The 20133-nt window shown below is 40.4% G+C and carries 17 protein-coding genes and 1 tRNA gene; all 18 read right to left on the reverse strand.

Annotation, left to right across the window (positions count from 1 at the left end; genetic code table 11):
* Positions 1 to 27: 27 nt before the first annotated feature.
* The 18 genes from BM086_RS04695 to BM086_RS04780 all read right to left on the reverse strand — a co-directional run bounded on the left by BM086_RS04695 (position 28) and on the right by BM086_RS04780 (position 20026).
* Positions 28 to 101, reverse strand: a tRNA-Arg gene (locus BM086_RS04695).
* 81 nt (positions 102 to 182) lie between these two features.
* Positions 183 to 1319 carry an HD domain-containing phosphohydrolase gene (locus BM086_RS04700; RefSeq protein WP_092324166.1) on the reverse strand — a complete coding sequence of 379 codons (1137 nt, stop codon included), beginning with the start codon at positions 1317 to 1319 and terminating at the stop codon, positions 183 to 185.
* 110 nt (positions 1320 to 1429) lie between these two features.
* Positions 1430 to 2611: an acetyl-CoA C-acetyltransferase gene (locus BM086_RS04705; RefSeq protein WP_092324168.1), complete on the reverse strand. Its 1182-nt coding sequence runs from the start codon at positions 2609 to 2611 to the stop codon at positions 1430 to 1432.
* 312 nt (positions 2612 to 2923) lie between these two features.
* Positions 2924 to 4000 (reverse strand): S-methyl-5-thioribose-1-phosphate isomerase, encoded by a 1077-nt coding sequence (mtnA, locus tag BM086_RS04710; RefSeq protein WP_092324171.1) that lies wholly within the window; start codon positions 3998 to 4000, stop codon positions 2924 to 2926.
* 83 nt (positions 4001 to 4083) lie between these two features.
* Positions 4084 to 7101, reverse strand: coding sequence for an alpha-L-rhamnosidase (locus BM086_RS04715; protein ID WP_092324173.1), 3018 nt, complete (start codon positions 7099 to 7101; stop codon positions 4084 to 4086).
* Positions 7098 to 7292, reverse strand: a complete 195-nt coding sequence (locus tag BM086_RS04720; protein ID WP_092324176.1) for an SEL1-like repeat protein — start codon at positions 7290 to 7292, stop codon at positions 7098 to 7100. The genes BM086_RS04715 and BM086_RS04720 overlap by 4 nt, the downstream gene beginning before the upstream one ends.
* 131 nt (positions 7293 to 7423) lie before the next feature.
* Positions 7424 to 8473, reverse strand: coding sequence for an electron transfer flavoprotein subunit alpha/FixB family protein (locus BM086_RS04725; protein WP_092324179.1), 1050 nt, complete (start codon positions 8471 to 8473; stop codon positions 7424 to 7426).
* 39 nt (positions 8474 to 8512) lie between these two features.
* The gene (locus BM086_RS04730) at positions 8513 to 9304 is read right to left on the reverse strand and encodes an electron transfer flavoprotein subunit beta/FixA family protein (RefSeq protein ID WP_092324181.1); all 792 of its coding nucleotides are present in this window, start codon (positions 9302 to 9304) and stop codon (positions 8513 to 8515) included.
* Between the two features lie 62 nt (positions 9305 to 9366).
* Positions 9367 to 10527, reverse strand: a complete 1161-nt coding sequence (locus tag BM086_RS04735) for an acyl-CoA dehydrogenase (protein WP_092324183.1) — start codon at positions 10525 to 10527, stop codon at positions 9367 to 9369.
* A gap of 148 nt (positions 10528 to 10675) precedes the next feature.
* Positions 10676 to 11548, reverse strand: a complete 873-nt coding sequence (locus BM086_RS04740) for a 3-hydroxyacyl-CoA dehydrogenase family protein (RefSeq protein WP_092324186.1) — start codon at positions 11546 to 11548, stop codon at positions 10676 to 10678.
* Between the two features lie 98 nt (positions 11549 to 11646).
* Positions 11647 to 12441: an enoyl-CoA hydratase-related protein gene (locus tag BM086_RS04745; RefSeq protein WP_092324189.1), complete on the reverse strand. Its 795-nt coding sequence runs from the start codon at positions 12439 to 12441 to the stop codon at positions 11647 to 11649.
* A gap of 251 nt (positions 12442 to 12692) precedes the next feature.
* Complete coding sequence (locus tag BM086_RS04750; RefSeq protein ID WP_092324192.1) at positions 12693 to 13883, reverse strand: acetyl-CoA C-acetyltransferase; 1191 nt, start codon at positions 13881 to 13883, stop codon at positions 12693 to 12695.
* A 340-nt stretch (positions 13884 to 14223) separates the two neighbouring features.
* Positions 14224 to 14754 carry a ribosome hibernation-promoting factor, HPF/YfiA family gene (gene hpf, locus BM086_RS04755; RefSeq protein WP_092324194.1) on the reverse strand — a complete coding sequence of 177 codons (531 nt, stop codon included), beginning with the start codon at positions 14752 to 14754 and terminating at the stop codon, positions 14224 to 14226.
* Between the two features lie 599 nt (positions 14755 to 15353).
* Positions 15354 to 16712, reverse strand: coding sequence for a C40 family peptidase (locus tag BM086_RS04760; RefSeq protein WP_092324201.1), 1359 nt, complete (start codon positions 16710 to 16712; stop codon positions 15354 to 15356).
* 171 nt (positions 16713 to 16883) lie between these two features.
* Positions 16884 to 17822, reverse strand: a complete 939-nt coding sequence (gene trxB, locus BM086_RS04765; RefSeq protein WP_092324204.1) for a thioredoxin-disulfide reductase — start codon at positions 17820 to 17822, stop codon at positions 16884 to 16886.
* Positions 17823 to 17923: 101 nt separating this feature from the next.
* Positions 17924 to 18646: an elongation factor P 5-aminopentanone reductase gene (gene ymfI, locus BM086_RS04770; protein ID WP_092324207.1), complete on the reverse strand. Its 723-nt coding sequence runs from the start codon at positions 18644 to 18646 to the stop codon at positions 17924 to 17926.
* 113 nt (positions 18647 to 18759) lie between these two features.
* Positions 18760 to 19113 carry a response regulator gene (locus BM086_RS04775; RefSeq protein WP_092324209.1) on the reverse strand — a complete coding sequence of 118 codons (354 nt, stop codon included), beginning with the start codon at positions 19111 to 19113 and terminating at the stop codon, positions 18760 to 18762.
* Positions 19114 to 19138: 25 nt separating this feature from the next.
* Positions 19139 to 20026 carry a hypothetical protein gene (locus BM086_RS04780; protein ID WP_092324212.1) on the reverse strand — a complete coding sequence of 296 codons (888 nt, stop codon included), beginning with the start codon at positions 20024 to 20026 and terminating at the stop codon, positions 19139 to 19141.
* Positions 20027 to 20133: the final 107 nt, after the last annotated feature.

Raw genomic sequence — 20133 nt, forward strand, 5'->3', positions numbered from 1 at the left:
CACCGAAATGAATGACTTTCTAGCGAGTGTGCGTGACAGGATTCGAACCCACGACCTTCTGGTCCGTAGCCAGACGCTCTATCCAGCTGAGCTACACGCACTTATTAAGCTCGACAACAAAATATATTATATTTATCTCCCGCTTTTTTGTCAAGCTTATTTTTTATTTTTCTACGCAACTTTTATGTCGCAGTTGGCGAATACCCTTTTTCTGCCTTTTCTGCAGCCTTTGTCTGTAGAACAAGTCTTTCCATATCAGGTCTTGCAAATTCAAAACAAGCCATGATCTTAGGGGAAAATACACCACATTCGCCATTCTTGATCATTTCATATGCTTTATCTAAAGGATAAGCCGCCTTATAAACTCTGTCACTTACAAGAGCATCATAAACATCTGAGATTGCTGTAAGCTGAGCTGCAATCGAATTTTCTTCGCCTTTTAGTCCATCAGGATAACCGCCGCCATCATATCTCTCATGATGATGTCTGCATATATCAAGGCACAGCTCATTATATTCTTTATCCTGAACATCCTTGATCATCTCTATTACTTCGCTTCCCCTGGTGGTATGAGACTTCATAACCTCAAATTCCTCATTGGAAAGACGTCCAGGTTTAAGCAGAATTGAATCGGGAACAGAAATTTTCCCAATGTCATGCATCGCAGAAGCCTGAGTGATTACATCTATAAGATGCGGATTAAGACCAAGTTCCGGATAATTATTCATCGCTGTAAGAGCAAGCGTTCGCACAAAGCCCTTTATTCGCTTCAAGTGATAACTGGACTCCATACTTCTAAACTCAACGATAGTAGCTATCGTGTCGATAACTCTTTCATTACTGTTTCGAATACGTTCTTCCTGCTTCTTTAAATAAACAAACTGCTTCTTAAGAACTCTTGTCTGATCATCAACCTGATCCTCAAGGTTATTCTTGGAATCAAAAAGTTCAACTGTTCTTGAAACTCGTTTATCTACAATGACCGGATCAAACGGCTTATGGATAACATCGGCAGCACCCTTCTGATAGCTGGTACGCTCCGCCTCTGTAGAAGTATCTGCAGTGATCATAAGGACAGGAATGCTGTCATTAAGATTATCCTTGCTCTGCATTGCCTCAAGCACTTCATAGCCGTCCATCTGAGGCATGACAATATCAAGAAGAATAGCGGCCAGCGCATCTTCATACTGCTCGATCATTTTCATAGCTCGAACACCATCTCCTGCCTCTAGGATATTGTACTTATCTCTGAAAATCTCTCCAAGAATCCCTCTGTTGATCTCATTGTCATCAACAATCAGAATTGATCGATCAGCCATCTACGCCTCCTGATAATTATCCGGTGTGCTGATATGCCGGTATTTGATAATACGGCATATCAGTACACTGGTCATAAACAAATTCTAAAAATCAGTTTTCGGTATCTTTTTTATCTTTCAACTATGGCAGCGCAGCCCATTCCACCACCTACGCACAATGTGGCAAGTCCCTTATGAGCATCCCTTCTCTGCATCTCATACAAAAGAGAAACAAGAATTCTGTTTCCCGAACATCCAACAGGATGGCCAAGTGCAATAGCACCACCATTTACATTGAGAACATCATTGCTAAATCCAAGGTCATGCTGAACAGCTACAGACTGAGCTGCAAATGCCTCGTTTGCCTCGATGAGCTCGAAATCGCCGATTGTATATCCGGCTTTTTTCATAACCTTCTGAGTTGCTGCAACAGGTCCAATACCCATGATGCTTGGCTCTACACCTGCAAGTTCTCCTGCAATCCATGTTCCAAGTGGCTTAACGCCAAGTTCTTTTGCCTTCTCTTCGCTCATTACGATGATTGCTGATGCAGCATCGTTAATTCCTGAAGAGTTCGCAGCTGTAACAACGCCGCCATCTTTCTTAAATGCAGGCTTAAGGTGGGAAATACCATCAGCAGTCACGCCTTTTCTTGGACCTTCATCTGTATCAAAAATAATTGTTTCTTTCTTTTTCTTTATTTCAACAGGAACGATTTCTTCTTTGAATTTGCCTGCTGCTATCGCAGTTTCAGCCTTATTCTGTGACCATGCTGCAAACTCATCGAGCTGCTGTCTTGTAAGATGCCACTGCTCAGCGATATTCTCAGCAGTGATTCCCATATGGTAACCGCCGAACGCATCTGTAAGAGCATCCTTGATCATCGCATCCTGAAGCTCTCCGGATCCCATTCTGTAGCCATAACGGCCCTGTTGCATAAGATAAGGAGCCATTGACATGTTCTCCATACCACCTGCAACGATAATATCAGCATCACCCATGCCGATAAGCTTTGCTGCAAGATTTACGCAGTGAAGACCTGATCCGCAAAGTACATTGATAGTTGTTGCCGGAACCTCTACAGGAATTCCTGCATTGATTGCTGACTGTCTTGCAGGGTTCTGTCCAAGTCCAGCCTGGATAACGCATCCCATGTAAACTTCATCAACCTGCTCAGGCTTAACTCCTGCTCTTTTAAGCGCTTCCTTTATAACTATTGCACCAAGTGCAGGTGCAGGTGTTGTAGATAATGCGCCTCCCATTGTTCCGATTGCTGTTCTGCATGCTCCCGCCAAAACTACTTTTCTAGCCATATCGCCCTCCATTAATTTTATATTTTTATGCAAGTCAATTCATCGCTTGCAGATTATCGATGCCTAACTATTTTTAACAAATTCAAATACTAAACATGATGTTCATATCCATTTGAATATTGTCAGTCACGATACTCTAACAAATATATTTTATCACTTTATTAAACAATACTCAACGCGTTAATGTTAACATCAACTATGACAACTCAGCAGATTTAAAATTTAAGCTAGCATATAGTCGAGTTAATATAAAACAACTACACTAGATTCATTCTAATACGTCTTAGTCACAGAAATGCGCTAACCGCAGAATCATTTATGATTAAAGAGCTCCGCGATTGCATTGTCGTAAGGGGCATGAAGTACTCCGTATTCTGTGACGATACCTGAAATCAACTCATTATCTGTGACATCAAATGCCGGATTGTATACCTTTACTCCCTCAGGTGCCATTCGCTCTTTATACCACATTTCTGTCACTTCTTCAGGTTTTCTTTGCTCAATATTAATGTCTCCTCCTGTTGGAGTACTGATATCAATTGTTGACGTTGGAGCGCAGACATAAAATGGAATTCCATACCTTTTTGCAACAGTGGCAACAACGCTGGTTCCTATTTTGTTTGCGGCGTCTCCGTTTGCTGCAACTCTGTCACATCCAACAAAGATTGCATTTATAGCTCCGCTTTTCATAAGTGATGCGGACATGTTATCGCACAAAAGTGTTGTATCAATGCCTGCTGAATGAAGCTCAAATGCCGTAAGCCTTGCGCCCTGCAAAAGAGGCCTTGTCTCATCGCAGTATACTTTTATCTTCATTCCTTTTTCATGAGCAAGATACATAGGAGCTGTCGCTGTGCCATATTTGCAGGTTGCAAGCTGTCCTGCATTGCAATGTGTCAAAATCCCGTCACCATCTTTAATAAGTGAAAGCCCGAATTCTCCGATTTTTCTACAAACCTCAATATCCTCAGCCTTGATTTTTTCAGCTTCGGCTTTCATTCTGGCAATTACCGCTTCTTTATCAAAAGAACCTGCTTCACTACAGAACTTTTTCACACACTCTTCCATGCGTTTTAGTGCCCATGATAAGTTTACCGCGGTAGGTCTTGAAGAATTGAGATAATCACTCTTTTCCTTAACCTCTTCCATAAATTCATCGTAAGACTGCGCCTTTGAATATTTCATCAAAAGATAAATTCCAAAGCCGGCAGTTACCCCAATAGCCGGTGCTCCACGTACCTGCAAAAGATAAATTGCATCCCATATTTCTTTTGCGGTGCAGAGTCTTATAATCTCAATTTTTCCAGGAAGAAGAGTCTGGTCAATAATTTCTATTGCATCAGCTTCATCAACCAATGCAACGGTTTCATAATCGAGTATGCTTTTCATTTTTCACCTCATCGTAACAATATTTTTTACCATTTAGATTCATTGTTGCACGAAAGCCACCATATATGCAGGTTTCCGCCATTTCAGTCAAGACTATATATATATTCACCACTTGAAAGCTCATGACTCTCTCCATTGGGAAGAATCAGTGTACATGTGCTCTCATCAGGTATCGTGCATGAAAGCTGCTTTTCATCAAGATTCCAGGAAACACTTATTTTCCCATAGCGTGAAATAAAACTGCCTTCAGCGCTCGTGAGCATACTTCCAATCTTTGGTTGTATATAAAAATGCTTGTATCCTGGCATTTCTTCATCAGGTACAATCCCCAAAATATCAGTAAAGCAGAACGTTGCCACCGATGAATATGCCGCATGGTTAAGCGAACCGCTAACATAATATCTTCCATCAGGATACTCATTACCCTCAAAATCATTATACTTAAATGCGCCAATCTCCTCAGGATTAGTGGTAAGTCCAAGTGTGACTGGATGAGCAAGACCACCGGAAGAAGTATTGGTCATAGCCTCCACCGCATCATCTATATATCCATTTGCTGACAGTGCAGGCAGATAAAACGATAGTCCTGAGTATCCGGGGTAAAAGATATATCCTCCGTACTCCGTCAGCAGTTTAAGCCTTCCGGCTGCCGCATCCATCAGTTCATTCGGAAAAAGCTCAAATGAAATACCCAGAGAATATGCAGTCTCTGTCTCTGCACCATCGATAAGTATGCCGCCTTCTAATGAAGCATCACTTCTTATGAATGTCTTTTGCCAGCTATCTGTAAAACTATCTGCAATATTATTGTACTTATCAAAGTTTTCCTTATCTCCGATTGTTTTATACATCTTAGCCAAAATTCTGGCTGAATGCGCACACCACGCAGTATCGCTAAGCGTTTCAGGTGTATTCTGCATGGATAAATGATCTCCGTAGCCTCCTGAAGTAAAAAGAAAATCTTCTGAATTAGAGACAAGATAATCCAACCATTTTGTAGCAGCATCAATATTCTCACGAATTACGCTGTCGTCACCATATTGCAGATACAGGTTCCAGGGAATTGTTATTATGCAGTCTCCCCAGCAGCTATGTCCTCCAAAGAGATCCCTTGCAGGAGCCACATCGCTTATCAGACCGTCATTCCCCTGCATAGCCCGGATTTCTTTTAGGTAATTTCTATAAAAAGACTCTGCATCATATTTATACATTGCAAATAAAGATGTAAGCTGTGCATCACCCGTCCAGCCAAGCCTTTCATCTCTCTGACAACAATCAGTTGGCACATCCATGAGATTTGACTTTAAGCTGTAAACAGAATTCGAATAATATTTATTTATTATCTCGTCAGAACACTTAAAGTCGCCTGTCTCCTGCAAATCAGATGATAAGACTAGCGCTTCCAGCGCATCTGCATCAAGCGCATTTGAAAGTCCTGTAATTTCAACATATCTAAAACCGTGATATGTATGTAAAAAAGTAACCTTTTTATCTTTTTCTTTTCCAAAGACATAATAATCAGTGTTTCTTGCAGTTAGCAGATTCTGCGTCCAGACAGTTCCCGGCTCATCATCCGAATTTACCATCTGCTCGGAATTAAGAAGCTCACCATACCTAAATGTAACAACCTCTCCTTCTGCCGCACTATTATCTTTCAGCTTGCCAAAATCCACAGAAATTGTTCCTGCTATGTTCTGCCCAAAGTCATACACAAAATGCCCCGGAACAGGCTCAGAAACACTTAGAGCCTTGAGCTTTTCAGTGCAAGCGATTGACTCGTTTTCTTTTTTATAAATCGGAAGATTTAATAGATGCTCCTGAACATCATCAACTGCCACATCTGTCCAATCGCCTGATTCCTCGGCACCAATCCTGTCATCAATCATCTCACCCTGATATATGTCATCAGATCTATATCTGCTCTCACTCGAAACCTTGAAAGAATCATCGGTAGGAATTATCTCTCTGCTGCCATCTTTATAATTGATGACAAGCTCGCCCTTAACAGCAAGGCGCTTCCCCCATGGAGTTGCAGTCTCAGGATATCCAACTCCTCTGTCAAAAAATCCATGAAAAAGCTCTATAGAAAGAGTATTATTCTTTTCCAAAAAATCTGTAACATCGTAGGAAACATAGTTTAAATACTGGTCAAAAACCATTTTCCCAGGCTCAAAAAAGTTTTCAGACACTTTCTGGCCATTAAGTGTAATATCAAAACTTCCAAATGCTGTCATATAAAGATATGCGCTCTCAATTTTACCTTTATCCGCATCAAACTCTTTTCTGAAAGTTTTAGCACAGTCTTTCTTAGTTTCTGATATTATAAATCCCGAAGGCACTATAAGACTTTTCCCCTTGGTATCGTAATCCAATTTTACATAGTAAGGTGAAAAAGCGCTTTCTGCAGTGCCGGCATAATCATAATCAAAAAGATTATTTGCAAAGTTTCCATCAAAGTCATCTTCGAATAGAACCTGCTCTTTGCACTTTACGGATATATCATCAATATGTGCAACATCAACGCCTCTGTTATTATAGGTTCCAACACATCCCAGTGAAAATTTCGGAATATCAATGGCGCCAACGTATTCTCCGTTTATGCCAACCTCTGCCTGTTCACCGGTTACTTTAATATTAACCTCAAAAACATTTTCTGCATCAGAAGCAGATTGTAGCAATATTTCTTTATAGAAAACTTTATCTTCAGTCCCGTTATTAAAGCTCTTGAAAATAAATTTATCACCATCAGAAGATGTTCTAAGTCCAAATAATATCAGTCTTCCATATTCACCCGTCTCATCACCCAGCACAAAATATGCCTCATTGCTTCCGACGAGCATATTATATGAAGCCTCATATTCAGAGATTTCTTTATCTATATCATTCTTATCTATAACGGGCGCACTTATGAAATGTGCACTTTTCATTTCCGCGTCATACTCATCAATCAACGGAATAGAGGCATTTTTATCTTGATCAGAAGTCGTTGTCACATCATTTGCACCTGATGCACAACCACTCAAAGCTAAAGTTCCAAATAATGAAACAATTACAGGAATAGTTTTTAGTGCAAAAAGATTATTATCATTTATGCTCTTCATAGCTTTTCCAGCAATTCCATTGAAGCTTCGCTTCCATGTTTAGCAGCATAAGAAGCCCACTTCTTAGCTTTTGTAGGATTCTTTTCGCCAAAATCCCCATTAAAGTAACCTATAGCGATCTGCTCTGCAGCTTCTATGCTCCCCTTCCCTGCCTTATCTATAAGATCAAGTAATTTTTGTTTCTTATCCATGTAAATCTCCTGTATTTTTACTATTTTAATATCTTAACACATTATCATCGTAAATAAAAAAACTAAGGAAGGCCAACCTTTATAAGGTGACCTCCCCTAGATTTTGATTTACTACTAGTGTAGTTGTTTTATCAGCCCTTTGCTGCAAGAGCTTCCTTAATCTTCTTTGTAAGAGCAGGAACAATCTTGTTAAGATCGCCTACAACACCATAATCAGCTACATCAAAGATAGGAGCGTTCTCATCTTTGTTGATAGCGATGATGATATCAGACTCTTCCATACCTGCAACGTGCTGGATTGCTCCGGAAATACCGATTGCAAAGTAAAGCTGAGGTCTAACTGTCTTACCTGTCTGTCCAACCTGAAGATCCTTTGGCTTCCAGCCGGAATCTACAACTGCACGTGAGCAGGATACTGTTCCGTTAAGAGCTTCTGCAAGGTCTTCAAGAATCTTGAAATTCTCAGGGCTTCCAACTCCACGACCACCTGATACAAGGATCTTAGCAGCCTGGATATCAGCAACTGAAGAAGCTTCTTTAACGATCTTAAGGATTTCTGTGTAGCAGTTGTTCTCTTCGAATCCAGGATTGAACTCAACAACTTCTGCCTTAGCACCCTTAATAGGATCAATCTTCTGCATAACGCCTGGACGAACTGTAGCCATCTGAGGACGGAAGTCAGGGCAAGCGATTGTAGCGATTGTGTTTCCACCAAATGCAGGTCTTGTCATAAGGAGCTGTTTGTGCTTTGTCTCTCTTACTGGTGATGGCTCAAGAGGGAAATCACCAATATCAAGACTTGTACAGTCAGCTGTAAGACCTGTGTGTACTCTTGAAGATACTCTAGGGCCAAGATCTCTACCAATTGCTGTAGCGCCAACAAGGAGGATCTCAGGCTTGTACTCGTCGATAACAGATGCAAGAGCATGTGTATAAGGCTCTGTTCTGTAATCCTTAAGTGCAGGATCATCAACTACGATAACTCTGTCAGCTCCGTACTCAGCAAGTTTGTCAACAAGATTGCCAACACCGCTTCCAAGAAGTACAGCTGTTACTTTCTTCTCATCAAGGTCTTTTGCAAGATCCTTTGCTTTGCCCAGAAGTTCAAGCGCGATACTTGAAAGTTCATTGTCAACCTGCTGAGCAAATATAAATACACCTTTATATTCTTCTAAAGACATGACTCTTCTCCTTTATTCAAAAAATTTTTAAAATATGTTTTAGATCACATGCTTCTCTGTAAGTTTGCCTACAATATACTCAACTGCTTCTTCTGCTGAATCAGGAACAACTTTTTCTCCCTGACCCTTCTTAACTTTATCAGAAGCCTTAGCAATCTGTGTAGGTGATCCCTTAAGTCCAAGGTTGGAGTCATCAACATCCTTAAGATCTGCTCTGCCCCAAACTGTAACTTCCTTTTCGAATGCATCGAAAATTCCGCCAGGAGTCATATATCTAGGCTCATTGAGCTCTGAAAGAGCTGTGATAAGGCAAGGCATCTTAGCCTTCACAATATGATATCTGTCTTCGAACTGTCTCTTAACTTCTACAGTCTTAGCATTCTCATCAACCTTGATTTCCTCTGCATATGAGATTACAGGAAGGTGAAGGTGCTCAGAAATCTGAGGTCCAACCTGAGCTGTATCTCCATCGATAGCCTGACGGCCTGTGATAATGAGATCATATTCAAGGTTTCTAAGTGCTCCGGCGATAGTAGAAGATGTTGCCCATGTATCAGCGCCACCAAGTACTCTGTCTGTAACAAGGATTGCCTTGTCTGCGCCCATAGCAAATGCTTCTCTAAGTACAGCATCAGCCTTAGGAAGTCCCATAGTAAGAACTGTAACCTCTGCGCCATACTGATCTTTTAATCTAAGTGCTGCCTCAAGACCTGCTTTGTCATCAGGGTTCATGATAGCAAGCATTGCACCTCTATCCAATGTTCCATCGGGTTTGAACTTAACGCCGCCCTTTGTATCAGGGACCTGCTTAATGCAAACTACAACTTTCATCTTAATTGTCTCCTTCTATATTATTTAAAGTACATCTTTCTCACAAATACCGCTAATGGTAATTATTTAAGCAAAGCACCAGAGATAACCATTCTCTGAACTTCTGATGTACCTTCGTAGATTTCTGTGATCTTAGCATCACGCATCATTCTCTCTACTTCGTACTCTCTGATGTAACCATAACCACCATGGAGCTGAACTGCCTTTGTTGTAACATCCATTGCAACTTCAGCAGCAAACAACTTAGCCTTAGCAGCTTCGATTCCGTAGTAGTCTTTATTCTTCTTTGCATCAGCAGCCTGATAAACAAGGAGTCTTGCAGCTTCACACTGTGTAGCCATGTTTGCAAGCTGGAACTGTGTATTCTGGAAAGCACCGATTGCTCTTCCGAACTGCTTTCTCTCTTTTACATACTCAACTGTTCTGTCAAGTGCACCCTCTGCAATACCAAGAGCCTGAGCAGCGATACCAATACGTCCGCCGTCAAGAGTATGCATAGCGATGTTGAAGCCCTTTCCACGAGCACCAAGAAGGTTCTCTGCAGGAATATGGCAATCCTGGAAAATAAGTTCGTATGTGGATGATCCACGGATACCCATCTTATTCTCTTTTGTTCCGAAAGTGAAACCAGGAGTATCTTTCTCAACGATAAATGCTGAGAACTTCTTCTGCTTTCTGCCCTTCTTATCTTCTACGATATCTGTATAAGCAAAGATGATGTAAACATCAGCTTCCTTACCATTTGTGATAAAGCACTTAGATCCGTTAAGAACCCATTCCTTACCATCTTCTGTAAGAACAGCCTTAGTCTGAACACCCTGAGCATCTGTACCAGCCATAGGCTCTGTAAGACCAAATGCGCCAAGCTTCTCGCCCTTTGCAAGAGGTACAAGGTACTTCTGCTTCTGCTCTTCTGTACCATATGTCATGATAGGATCACAGCAAAGTGATGTGTGTGCAGAAACGATAACTGCTGTTGTACCACAAACCTTTGCAAGTTCCTCTACGCACATAACGTATGTAAGAGGATCACAACCCTGTCCACCATACTCCTTTGGAATCGGAATACCCATAAAGCCATACTTCTGCATCTTAGCAACTGTTTCTCTTGGGAACTCCTCTGTCTCATCAACGTCTATTGCATGTGGCTTAACTTCTTTTTCTGCAAAATCCTTAAAAAGAGCTCTTGCCATTTCATGTTGCTGATCAAGCTGAAAATCCATTATTATTTCCTCCATTTAATAATATATTATTTCATATAATTCGCTAAGCGATTATTCTCGTAACACTTGACACTACGGGCTCGATAATACCTCGCCTCGTATTCAAGTGTAAGTAATCGCTAAGCTCGTAAAGAACCTCGCTAAGCGATTACTTATCTGTAGGAACCTTATTTCCATCTGCATAGTTGTAGAAGCCGATTCCAGTCTTAACACCAAGCTTCTTACCACGAACCATCTTACGAAGAAGAGGGCATGCACGATACTTAGAATCGCCTGTCTCTGCATAAAGAACATCCATGATAGCAAGAACGATATCAAGTCCGATGTAATCGCCGAGTTCAAGGGGTCCCATAGGATGGTTGCATCCAAGCTTCATAGCTGTATCGATACCCTGGATATCTGATACGCCTTCTGAATATACGAAGATACCTTCGTTGATCATAGGAACAAGAATTCTGTTAACAACAAAACCTGCTGCCTCGTTAACCTGTACAGGAGTCTTTCCAAGGTCCTCAGAAATCTTCTTAATCTTCTCAACCATGTCATCAGGTGTGTTAGCGCCCTGGATAACTTCAACAAGCTTCATAACAGGAGCCGGATTGAAGAAGTGCATACCGATGATAGGCTTTGCAAGGCCTGAACCGATCTCTGTGATAGAAAGTGATGATGTGTTAGAAGCAAAGATACAATCAGGGTTCTTAACTACGTTGTCCTGAAGCTCTTTGAAAAGATTCTTCTTGATATCCATAACTTCAAGAGCAGCCTCAACTACAAGGTCAGCATCAGCACAGATGTCATTAAGACCTGTCTGAATCTTTCCTGTGATCTTATCAGCTTCTTCCTGAGTCTTCTTTCCCTTAGCAACCTGCTTATCAAGACCTTTCTTGATCTTAGCAAGACCGCCTTCAGCAAACTCAGTCTTAATATCGCAAAGATATACCTTTTCAACAGTTTCAGCCTGAGCAAATGTCTGAGCAATTCCTGATCCCATTGTACCTGCACCAATAACAGCTACTTTCATTTTATTATCCTCCTAAAAATATGTTTGGTACGTCAGGTCCGTAAACCTGACGCGCCTTATAATTTTTTGTTGTCTTATTTAATCAGTCTAAATATTATTTAAGCATTCTTAAATGCAACTACTTTAACCTTTGCAGGGTCGTCTTTCTTTCTAAGGAAGTTAGCCATACCCTCTCTCTGATCCTCTGTCTCGAAGCATGAACCAAAGAGCTTCTCTTCGATAACAAGTGCATCATCAATGTTTGTCTGAAGACCATCATTGATAGCTTTCTTGCATGCACGAACAGCGATAGGTGCATTTGCAGCAATCTGTGAAGCCATCTTCTCAGCAGCAGGAAGAAGCTCCTCAAGAGGATATACTGCATTTACAAGACCGATTCTAAGCGCTTCATCAGCCTTGATGTTCTTAGCTGTATAAATAAGCTGTTTAGCCATTCCTGCGCCGATAAGACGAGCAAGTCTCTGTGTTCCACCAAATCCAGGTGTGATTCCAAGACCAACTTCAGGCTGACCAAACATAGCGTTCTCTGAGCAGATACGAATATCACAGCTCATAGAAATCTCACATCCACCACCAAGAGCAAATCCATTGATCGCAGCAATTACCGGAACAGGGAACTGCTCAATCTTACGGAAGATATCATTTCCTTTTTTACCAAAGGCCTCACCCTCGGTCTTTGAAAGAGTAGACATCTCTCCAATATCTGCTCCTGCAACAAAAGATTTCTCACCGGCGCCAGTAAGAACAACTGCTCTTACAACATTGGTGTCGATGCTGTCAAATGCTGCTGCAAGATCATCAAGAACCTGAGAGTTAAGAGCATTAAGTGCCTCAGGACGATTAATTGTAACAACAGCAATTGAATCTTTTACTTCGCAATTAACAAAACCCATTTTTACGCCTCCTATGATTTATGTACCACATTAATATTTTACGGGTAGGAATCCGCGCTATCGCGCTTCTTCCTCATGTCTTCGTATATCACAACTTATTATTCGTGATATACGGAATGCTACGCTTCGCTCTCGCATTCCTACATCCATTCGGAATCCGCGCTATCGCGCTTCTTCCTCATGTCTGTTAAGTCATTTCATATGTAGCCTGCAAAGTGCAAGCACTGCAGGCTACATACTCATTCCTAATATCACTCATATTTCTCAACGATAGTAGCGCAGCCCATTCCACCGCCGATGCAAAGTGTTGCAAGACCCTTCTTAGCATCAGGTCTCTTAGCCATCTCATGAAGAAGTGTAACAAGAATACGGCATCCTGAAGCTCCAACAGGGTGACCAAGTGCAATAGCACCACCATTTACGTTAACTTTGCTCATATCAAAGCCAAGATCCTTTGCAACTGCTACTGACTGAGCAGCGAAAGCTTCGTTTGCTTCAATAAGATCGATATTATCAAGTGAAAGACCAGTCTTATTAAGAACCTTCTTTGTAGCAGCAACAGGGCCGATACCCATAACTTCAGGCTCAACACCTGCAAGAGCGCCGCCTACCCATGTAGCCATAGGCTTGATTCCAAGTTCTTTTGCCTTCTCTTCGCTCATAACTACAACTGCTGCAGCACCATCATTGATACCTGATGCATTACCAGCTGTTACAAGACCGCCCTCTTTACCTGAGCAGCATTTAAGCTTTGCAAGAGTCTCAACAGTTGTGCCGGCACGAGGACCCTCATCAACCTTGAAATCTACGATTTCCTTCTTAACCTTTACAGGAACAGGAACGATCTCATCGTTGAACTTGCCATCTGCCATTGCCTTTTCACATTTCTGCTGTGAATTAGCTGAGAACTCATCAAGCTCTTCTCTTGTAAGATTCCATCTGTCGCAGATATTCTCTGCTGTGATCATCATGTGATAGTGATTGAAAGCATCTGTAAGAGCATCATTTACCATTGTATCTACAACTGTACCGTTGTTCATACGATATCCAAAACGTGCATTAGGAAGTGCATAAGGAGCCATAGACATGTTCTCCATACCGCCAGCAACTACGATATCAGCTTCGCCAGCCTTGATAAGGTCAGCTGCCATGTTGACACAGTTAAGACCAGAACCGCATACAACATTAAGTGTAACTGCAGGAGTCTCAATAGGAAGACCAGCTTTGATTGATGCCTGTCTTGCTACATTCTGTCCAAGACCTGCCTGGATAACGCATCCCATAAGAACTTCATCTACCATTTCTGGCTTAACTCCCGCACGATTAAGTGCCTCCTTGATTACGATTGAACCAAGTTCTGCTGCAGGAGTATTGCTAAGAGCTCCGCCCATCTTGCCGATAGCTGTTCTACATGCGCCTGCTATAACTACTTTCTGTGCCATAAAGTATTACCTCCGTTTAACTCGTTAAATTTTTGTCATAACGTATTAATTCTAGCACACAGCATATGCAAATGCAACAAAAACAAACGACTTCCCGTTTTAAATTTATTAAAAATCTATAAATTGACATTTTTTTAACATGATTTTGACCAAAATGTGAACTTATAACCAACTCAGTAATGCACAGTCATATTCAGTTTTATGCCCGTAAACGAATAGGATTTTTCTGTTTTGTAAAAGAGGTAGCACCTATCACTTCATAGGCACTACCTCTTAAAAATCTTATATGAATTTCATTATAAAACTCTCATATAACAACTCTTATCCCCAATTAAGAGTCTCACCCCTCCGGCTCGATAATGCCATATGTATTGCCTTTTCTCTTGTAGACAACATTTATCTGATCTGTTTCAGCATTAACAAACACGAAGAAATTATGTCCAAGCAGTTCCATCTGAACGCATGCATCTTCTGCATACATAGGCTTTGGATCAAATTTCTTCATTCTCTCAATTCTGATCTCCTCGTCATCAAGATAATCAGATTCAAGATATTCTTTCTTGAAATTGCTTACCTCAGCCTGCTGCTTATCAACAAGTTTACTCTTATACTTCTTAAGTTGTCTCTCAATAACCTCCTCTACCAGATCAATTGATACATACATATCATTGCTGACCTGTTCAGCACGGATTATTTTTCCTTTAACGGGAATGGTAACTTCGATTTTGTGTCTTTCTTTATCCACATTCAGTGTTACATTAGCAACCGTTTCAGGAGTAAAGTATTTCTCCAGTTTTCCAATCTTTTCCTCTACTGCTGAGCGAAGACCGGGTGTTACCTCGATGTTTTTTCCTACGATAGTGAATTTCATGCAATCATCCCCTTTGCTCTAACCAAAGATATGAATCTCAGGCTGTAAATTTTAAGACAATTATACACTAATTCCTTTTTTGTCTATACGTTATTATAACATTCAATAAAGGATATATGCAATTTATAAGATGATCAAAATAATATTTCTTTTGCTCAGGAAATAAAATGTTTGATTTGTATATTTTGTACAAAAAATTCTAACGTTTTCAATTGTGTAAAACTCGTATTTTTGTAACGTTTTTCGTGGAAATTGTGGATAACTTCGTGTATAAGTAGTCAAATAAGCCCTTGTAAAATGTGAATTGTGGATAACTTTTAAAATTTCTATAAAAAATTTTAAAATTTCTATGTTGACTTTTCATTTTATGTGCAAAACTATAAAATCCAAATTTCGATTACAACATTTCCCACAATGCAATGTTTAGATTATAAATTTACGCATTCCCGCAATCAGTGCCCAAAATGTATGTAATGTCGTAAATATGGCATATTTATTTTACACTAAATTATCCTGCATAAACGAAAAGACACTACCCATACGTGAGTAGTGTCTTTTGCTATATATTATTTTTCATACCTGGCATAAATATAACAGAATCAGAAGATTCTTCTAACTGCAAGAACAGTACGATAATCTGCATTAGATATCTTGATACCCGTCTTAGCGGTTGATGCATGTACAATCTGTCCGCCACCAATATAAATAGCTACATGACCTGAATAGCAAACAATATCTCCAGGCTGAGCATTTGCCAAACCATCAACAGCTGCACCAACTGATCTGTCAGCACCGGAACTATGAGGAAGGCTAACACCAAAGTTAGCATATACACTCATAACAAATCCTGAACAGTCTGCACCGTTTGTCAAACTTGTACCGCCGTATACATATGGATTGCCCACAAACTGCTGAGCAAACTGTGATACAGCAGAACCGATTGAACTTGTTGCAGTTGTATATGAACTAGCAGAGTTATAGCTCTTGCTTGAATCTGATGAACTGCTCTTGGAAGATGAACTTTCTGACTTGGCAGCCTTCTGAGCAGCCTTCTGAGCAGCTTCTCTTGCAGCCTTTTCTTTTGCAAGACGAGCTTCCTCTTCCGCCTTGGATTCAGCCTTAACAAATTCGGTTGAAAGTGTTACATAATCTGTGGATACGTAACCATCACCTTCCTCGATGTTAACCTTAACCCATCCGTCAAGTTCTTCTACAACGACAAGTTCGTCCTCAATAGGAACAAGACCGATAACCTCTGCATCGAGTCCGGCTCCGTTTCTAACCTTAAGTGTAGTAGTTGTAACAGTTGCGATTCTTGTGCCTACCTGCTTGGCAAGTTCAACGGCATCATCGCCTGTTACACAAAATTCAGCCTTTACAAATCCTTCTACAGAACCTGACTGGATCTTGTACCAGCCATCCTGCTCTTCAATATAAGTTCCTACTGACTTATCGTAAAGCTTACCAACTATCTCGCCTTCCTCACTTGGAAGATCACGAACATTAACGTAATTGGTAACTTTTGCAATTACCAGTGATTTAAATGTTTCTTCTTCAGAAACCTCTTTACTTGCTTCCTCTTCTTCGCTGGAAGCCTTTTCTTCAGTCTTCTTAATAACTGCGCCTGTAGCGCTCTGAATATCCCTTAAAATATTATCTGTTACAAGTGAAGCCTTTGGTGTTACATCAGTAACAGTATTAGATAAGTCAACTCCATCTTCTGTTACACTATTTGTGGATATTGAATCTGTTTCGTTTTCTTTTTTCTCAAGTTCTACTGACTGCTGCAAAGTAGAAAGTGACACCTGATTATTTCCAAGTGCATAAGTAATACCGGCCTGTGGCATTACACTTGTCACTTTATTTGATGATGCAGCAAAAGCGTCTAGGCTAAAGCTTGAGAATGTCATAGCAGCTGTAACTGTAAGTGCAATAAGCTGCGTCTTAGCATTCTTCAAATCGTCCCTCCAAAAATGTTACGAAATTTGTTACATCTTTTACGAATATAAACTATATATAAAATTTTGTCAAGCTAAAATAATTTAATCCAAAACGAAAATTCGATACTTTAGCCTTTTGGAAGATACGAATTGCACTTAATACAGTTTCCTTTATTATGTTTTGACGATTCACTTAGCCTTTCCAACCAAAAAGTCCTGAACCGATGTTACAGCATTTGCGCCATCTGCGACAGCTGTAACGATTTGACGAAGTCTCTTCTTTCTTGAATCACCTGCAACAAAAATACCCGGAGCAGAAGTTGCGCAATCTTCATTCGCAATAACGTAACCTTTTTCATCACACTCAACCAATTCAGAATAATTGTCAGTGGTTGGATGTATACCAATTGCCACAAAAATTCCATCTACTTTTACGTTATTTGTTTCTTTGTTCTTAACGTTTTCAACCACAAGTTCGGTTACCTTGTCTTCGCCCTTGATTTCCTTAATAACGCTGTCCCAGATAACTTCAACATTATCAAGTCCAAACAGTTCATCCTGCAGAATCTTGGTTGCTCTGAGCTCATCTCTTCTGTGGATGAGATATACTTTACTGCAAAATCTTGCAAGGAAAATAGCATCTTCAACCGCTACATCTCCTCCGCCGTTTACAGCTGTAACTTTTCCTCTGTAAAAAGCGCCATCACAAGTTGCGCAGTAGGATACACCTTTTCCAAGGTATTCTTCCTCACCTTTGATACCAAGTTTAGCATGATGAGCTCCTGTCGCGAGAATAATCGTATGAGTCTCAAACTCGCCATCATCTGTAACAACTTTATATACAGGAGCCTGGGTATCGGATCCTTTGTCAATGCATTCAATTCCCGTAACAGTTGCAGAAATAAACTCAGCACCAAGTTTATCAGCGTGTTCTCTGAATTTCATCGCCATATCAAAGCCGTTAGCCCCTGGAATGCCTAGATAATTATCAACTTCATAAGTGTTTATTATCTGGCCTCCGCTGACAGGATTCATCTCTATAATAATCATGTTTAATCCGGCTCTTTTTGCATAAACAGCTGCTGAAAGTCCCGCAGGACCTGAACCTACAATAATAAGATCGTACATAAAAAACCTCCTTTATGCGAATTAGGTTGTATACAATTTAATTATATAATATCACATCTTTTCATTTTGTAAAGAAGTTTTTATTTGTTATTCGCTACAGTTTATATCCATCCACCGTCAATTGTAATGATCTGCCCTGTCATATAGGATGGCGCATCTGTTATTCTGATAACCAGCTCAGCAACTTCCTTTGGGCTTCCAAGCCTGTCCATAGGTATTTCCTGCGTAAGCTCCTGCATATCCTCTTCCGACAAGTGAAGTCTGTTCATATCTGTGTCAATAACACCGCACGCTATGGCATTTACGCTTATTCCTGATGGCGCAAGTTCTTTTGCCAATGCTCTGGTAAAAGAATTAACGCCGCCCTTTGAGGCTGAATAAGCCACTTCGCATGATGCCCCCACATTCCCCCATACCGAAGAAATGTTTATTATCCTTCCACTATGTTTTTTTACCATGATAGGAACCGCAAATTTGGAAATGCAAAAAAGAGAATCCAGATTTGTGTTCATTACCTTTTTCCAATCAGACACTTCCATATCCGTCAAAAGGCCTATCCATGCAACACCGGCATTATTTACCACAACATCAATATCTTTTATCCGGGTAAACATATCTTTTACTTCGTCAAAATTTCCCGAATCGCATTTAAAAGCCTGAACCTGAACACCGTATGTTTCTTGAAGTTCCAAGGCATATTCTTTTAACATATCGACATTATTAACACATGTGAGATAAAGATTATCTTTCTGCATTGCAAAAGCCTCTGCAATGCTCTTTCCTATGCCTCTTGAAGCACCTGTTATCAAGACATTTCTATTCATAAAAACCCTCTCAAAGTATTGTTGAAAAGTTCTTCTATATTCAAGAAAAATGCCGAGAGCTGAATACCCCCGGCAAATTCAATCTTATATAATACTAGCAAAAGAGCAAGTTCTTAGCAATGATTAAGCGCATTCAGGACGCTTTCTTCCATAAATGGTTTGGACAAGAACTCTACTGCCCCGTCCTTTACTGCTTCAACCATCTTCTCTTTCTGACCTGCTGCGGTTATCATAACAACTTTAGCATTCTGATCATATTTCCTAATAAGTTTTAATGATTCAAGTCCGTCAACAACAGGCATAGTAATATCCATTGTCACTATATCAGGCCCGAGTTTGACATATTGGTCGTATCCTTCCTGCCCGTTTACCGCTTCGCCTACAACTTTATAACCTGCTCTCTCCAGGATATCTCTTAAAATTCTGCGTGAAGTTCTTGAATCATCTACAATTAGTACAGTTTTCATGGTTAACCTCCGACCTTTATGCACATCATGCAACTTCAACTCTTTCACTTGTAGTTATCAAAAATGATATTTCGCCGCCACTTATGTGAACCGGCATAACAATCATTTCATCGCCTCTTGCCTCACTATAAGTCACTGAAAACTCAGGCGGTTCAAGTTCTATCATGATATTGGATTTGCTTCTGTCTGTAGCATAAAGACCATTTATGCAATTTATAAATTCACAGACAGCGTCAAGCGCGTCCTCTTCGGTTTCAATAAACTCCTCTTTTGTATAAGAAATCGCAAGTTTCTGAATATCGTCGTATTTTCCTGTAATGGCAGCAAGAGCATATTCCTCACCGTGGAATTTCTGATACCCAAGCACCTCTCCTCTTACAGAGTTTGATCTATAGGCTTTTCCTATGTAAACATGATGATCAATAAGTCGATACATTGCCTTGATTCCAACAGAAAACATGCCTCGATACTGAGCATCCGTACTATCAAGAAAAATGGGTACAATCCTGTCAATATCCCCCGACTTGAGATCCATCATATCTGTCGCTGTAAGTCCAAATTCTCTTTGGTACTGTTCCTCAGCAGAATTGACCTGTTCCATTGTCATAATACCCTCATCAACAAGGGACTGAACAAACGCCAGATAATAATTACCCTGTAATTCCAAAAGTCTCCCTAATTGCGCAGTTGAAAGATAACCTTTTTCAACTGCAATATCTCCAAAACGCTTATCCATCGTAGCCTGTAGGCTATTAACCTGTTCAGCCTGGGCAATGGTCAAAAGCTTTTCAGAAACAGCAATCACACCCAGTTTTGCCCGCTTAGTTTCCTGAACATTATAAGCCTGAGCGAGCTTATCTTTTGCAATAAGCCCCTTATGGAGCATATAATCACCTAGTAATCTGTCAAACATGCTTAAATCCTCTAATTTTTGAATCCAGAACAAAGAGTGAATTTCCTGTTCAATGAAAAACGGATATTAATCTACACCTTTAATTGTAGACTAATATCCGTCCATTA

Origin of the sequence: Butyrivibrio sp. YAB3001 (assembly GCF_900112195.1) — a bacterium.
Taxonomy (GTDB): Bacteria; Bacillota; Clostridia; order Lachnospirales; family Lachnospiraceae; genus Butyrivibrio.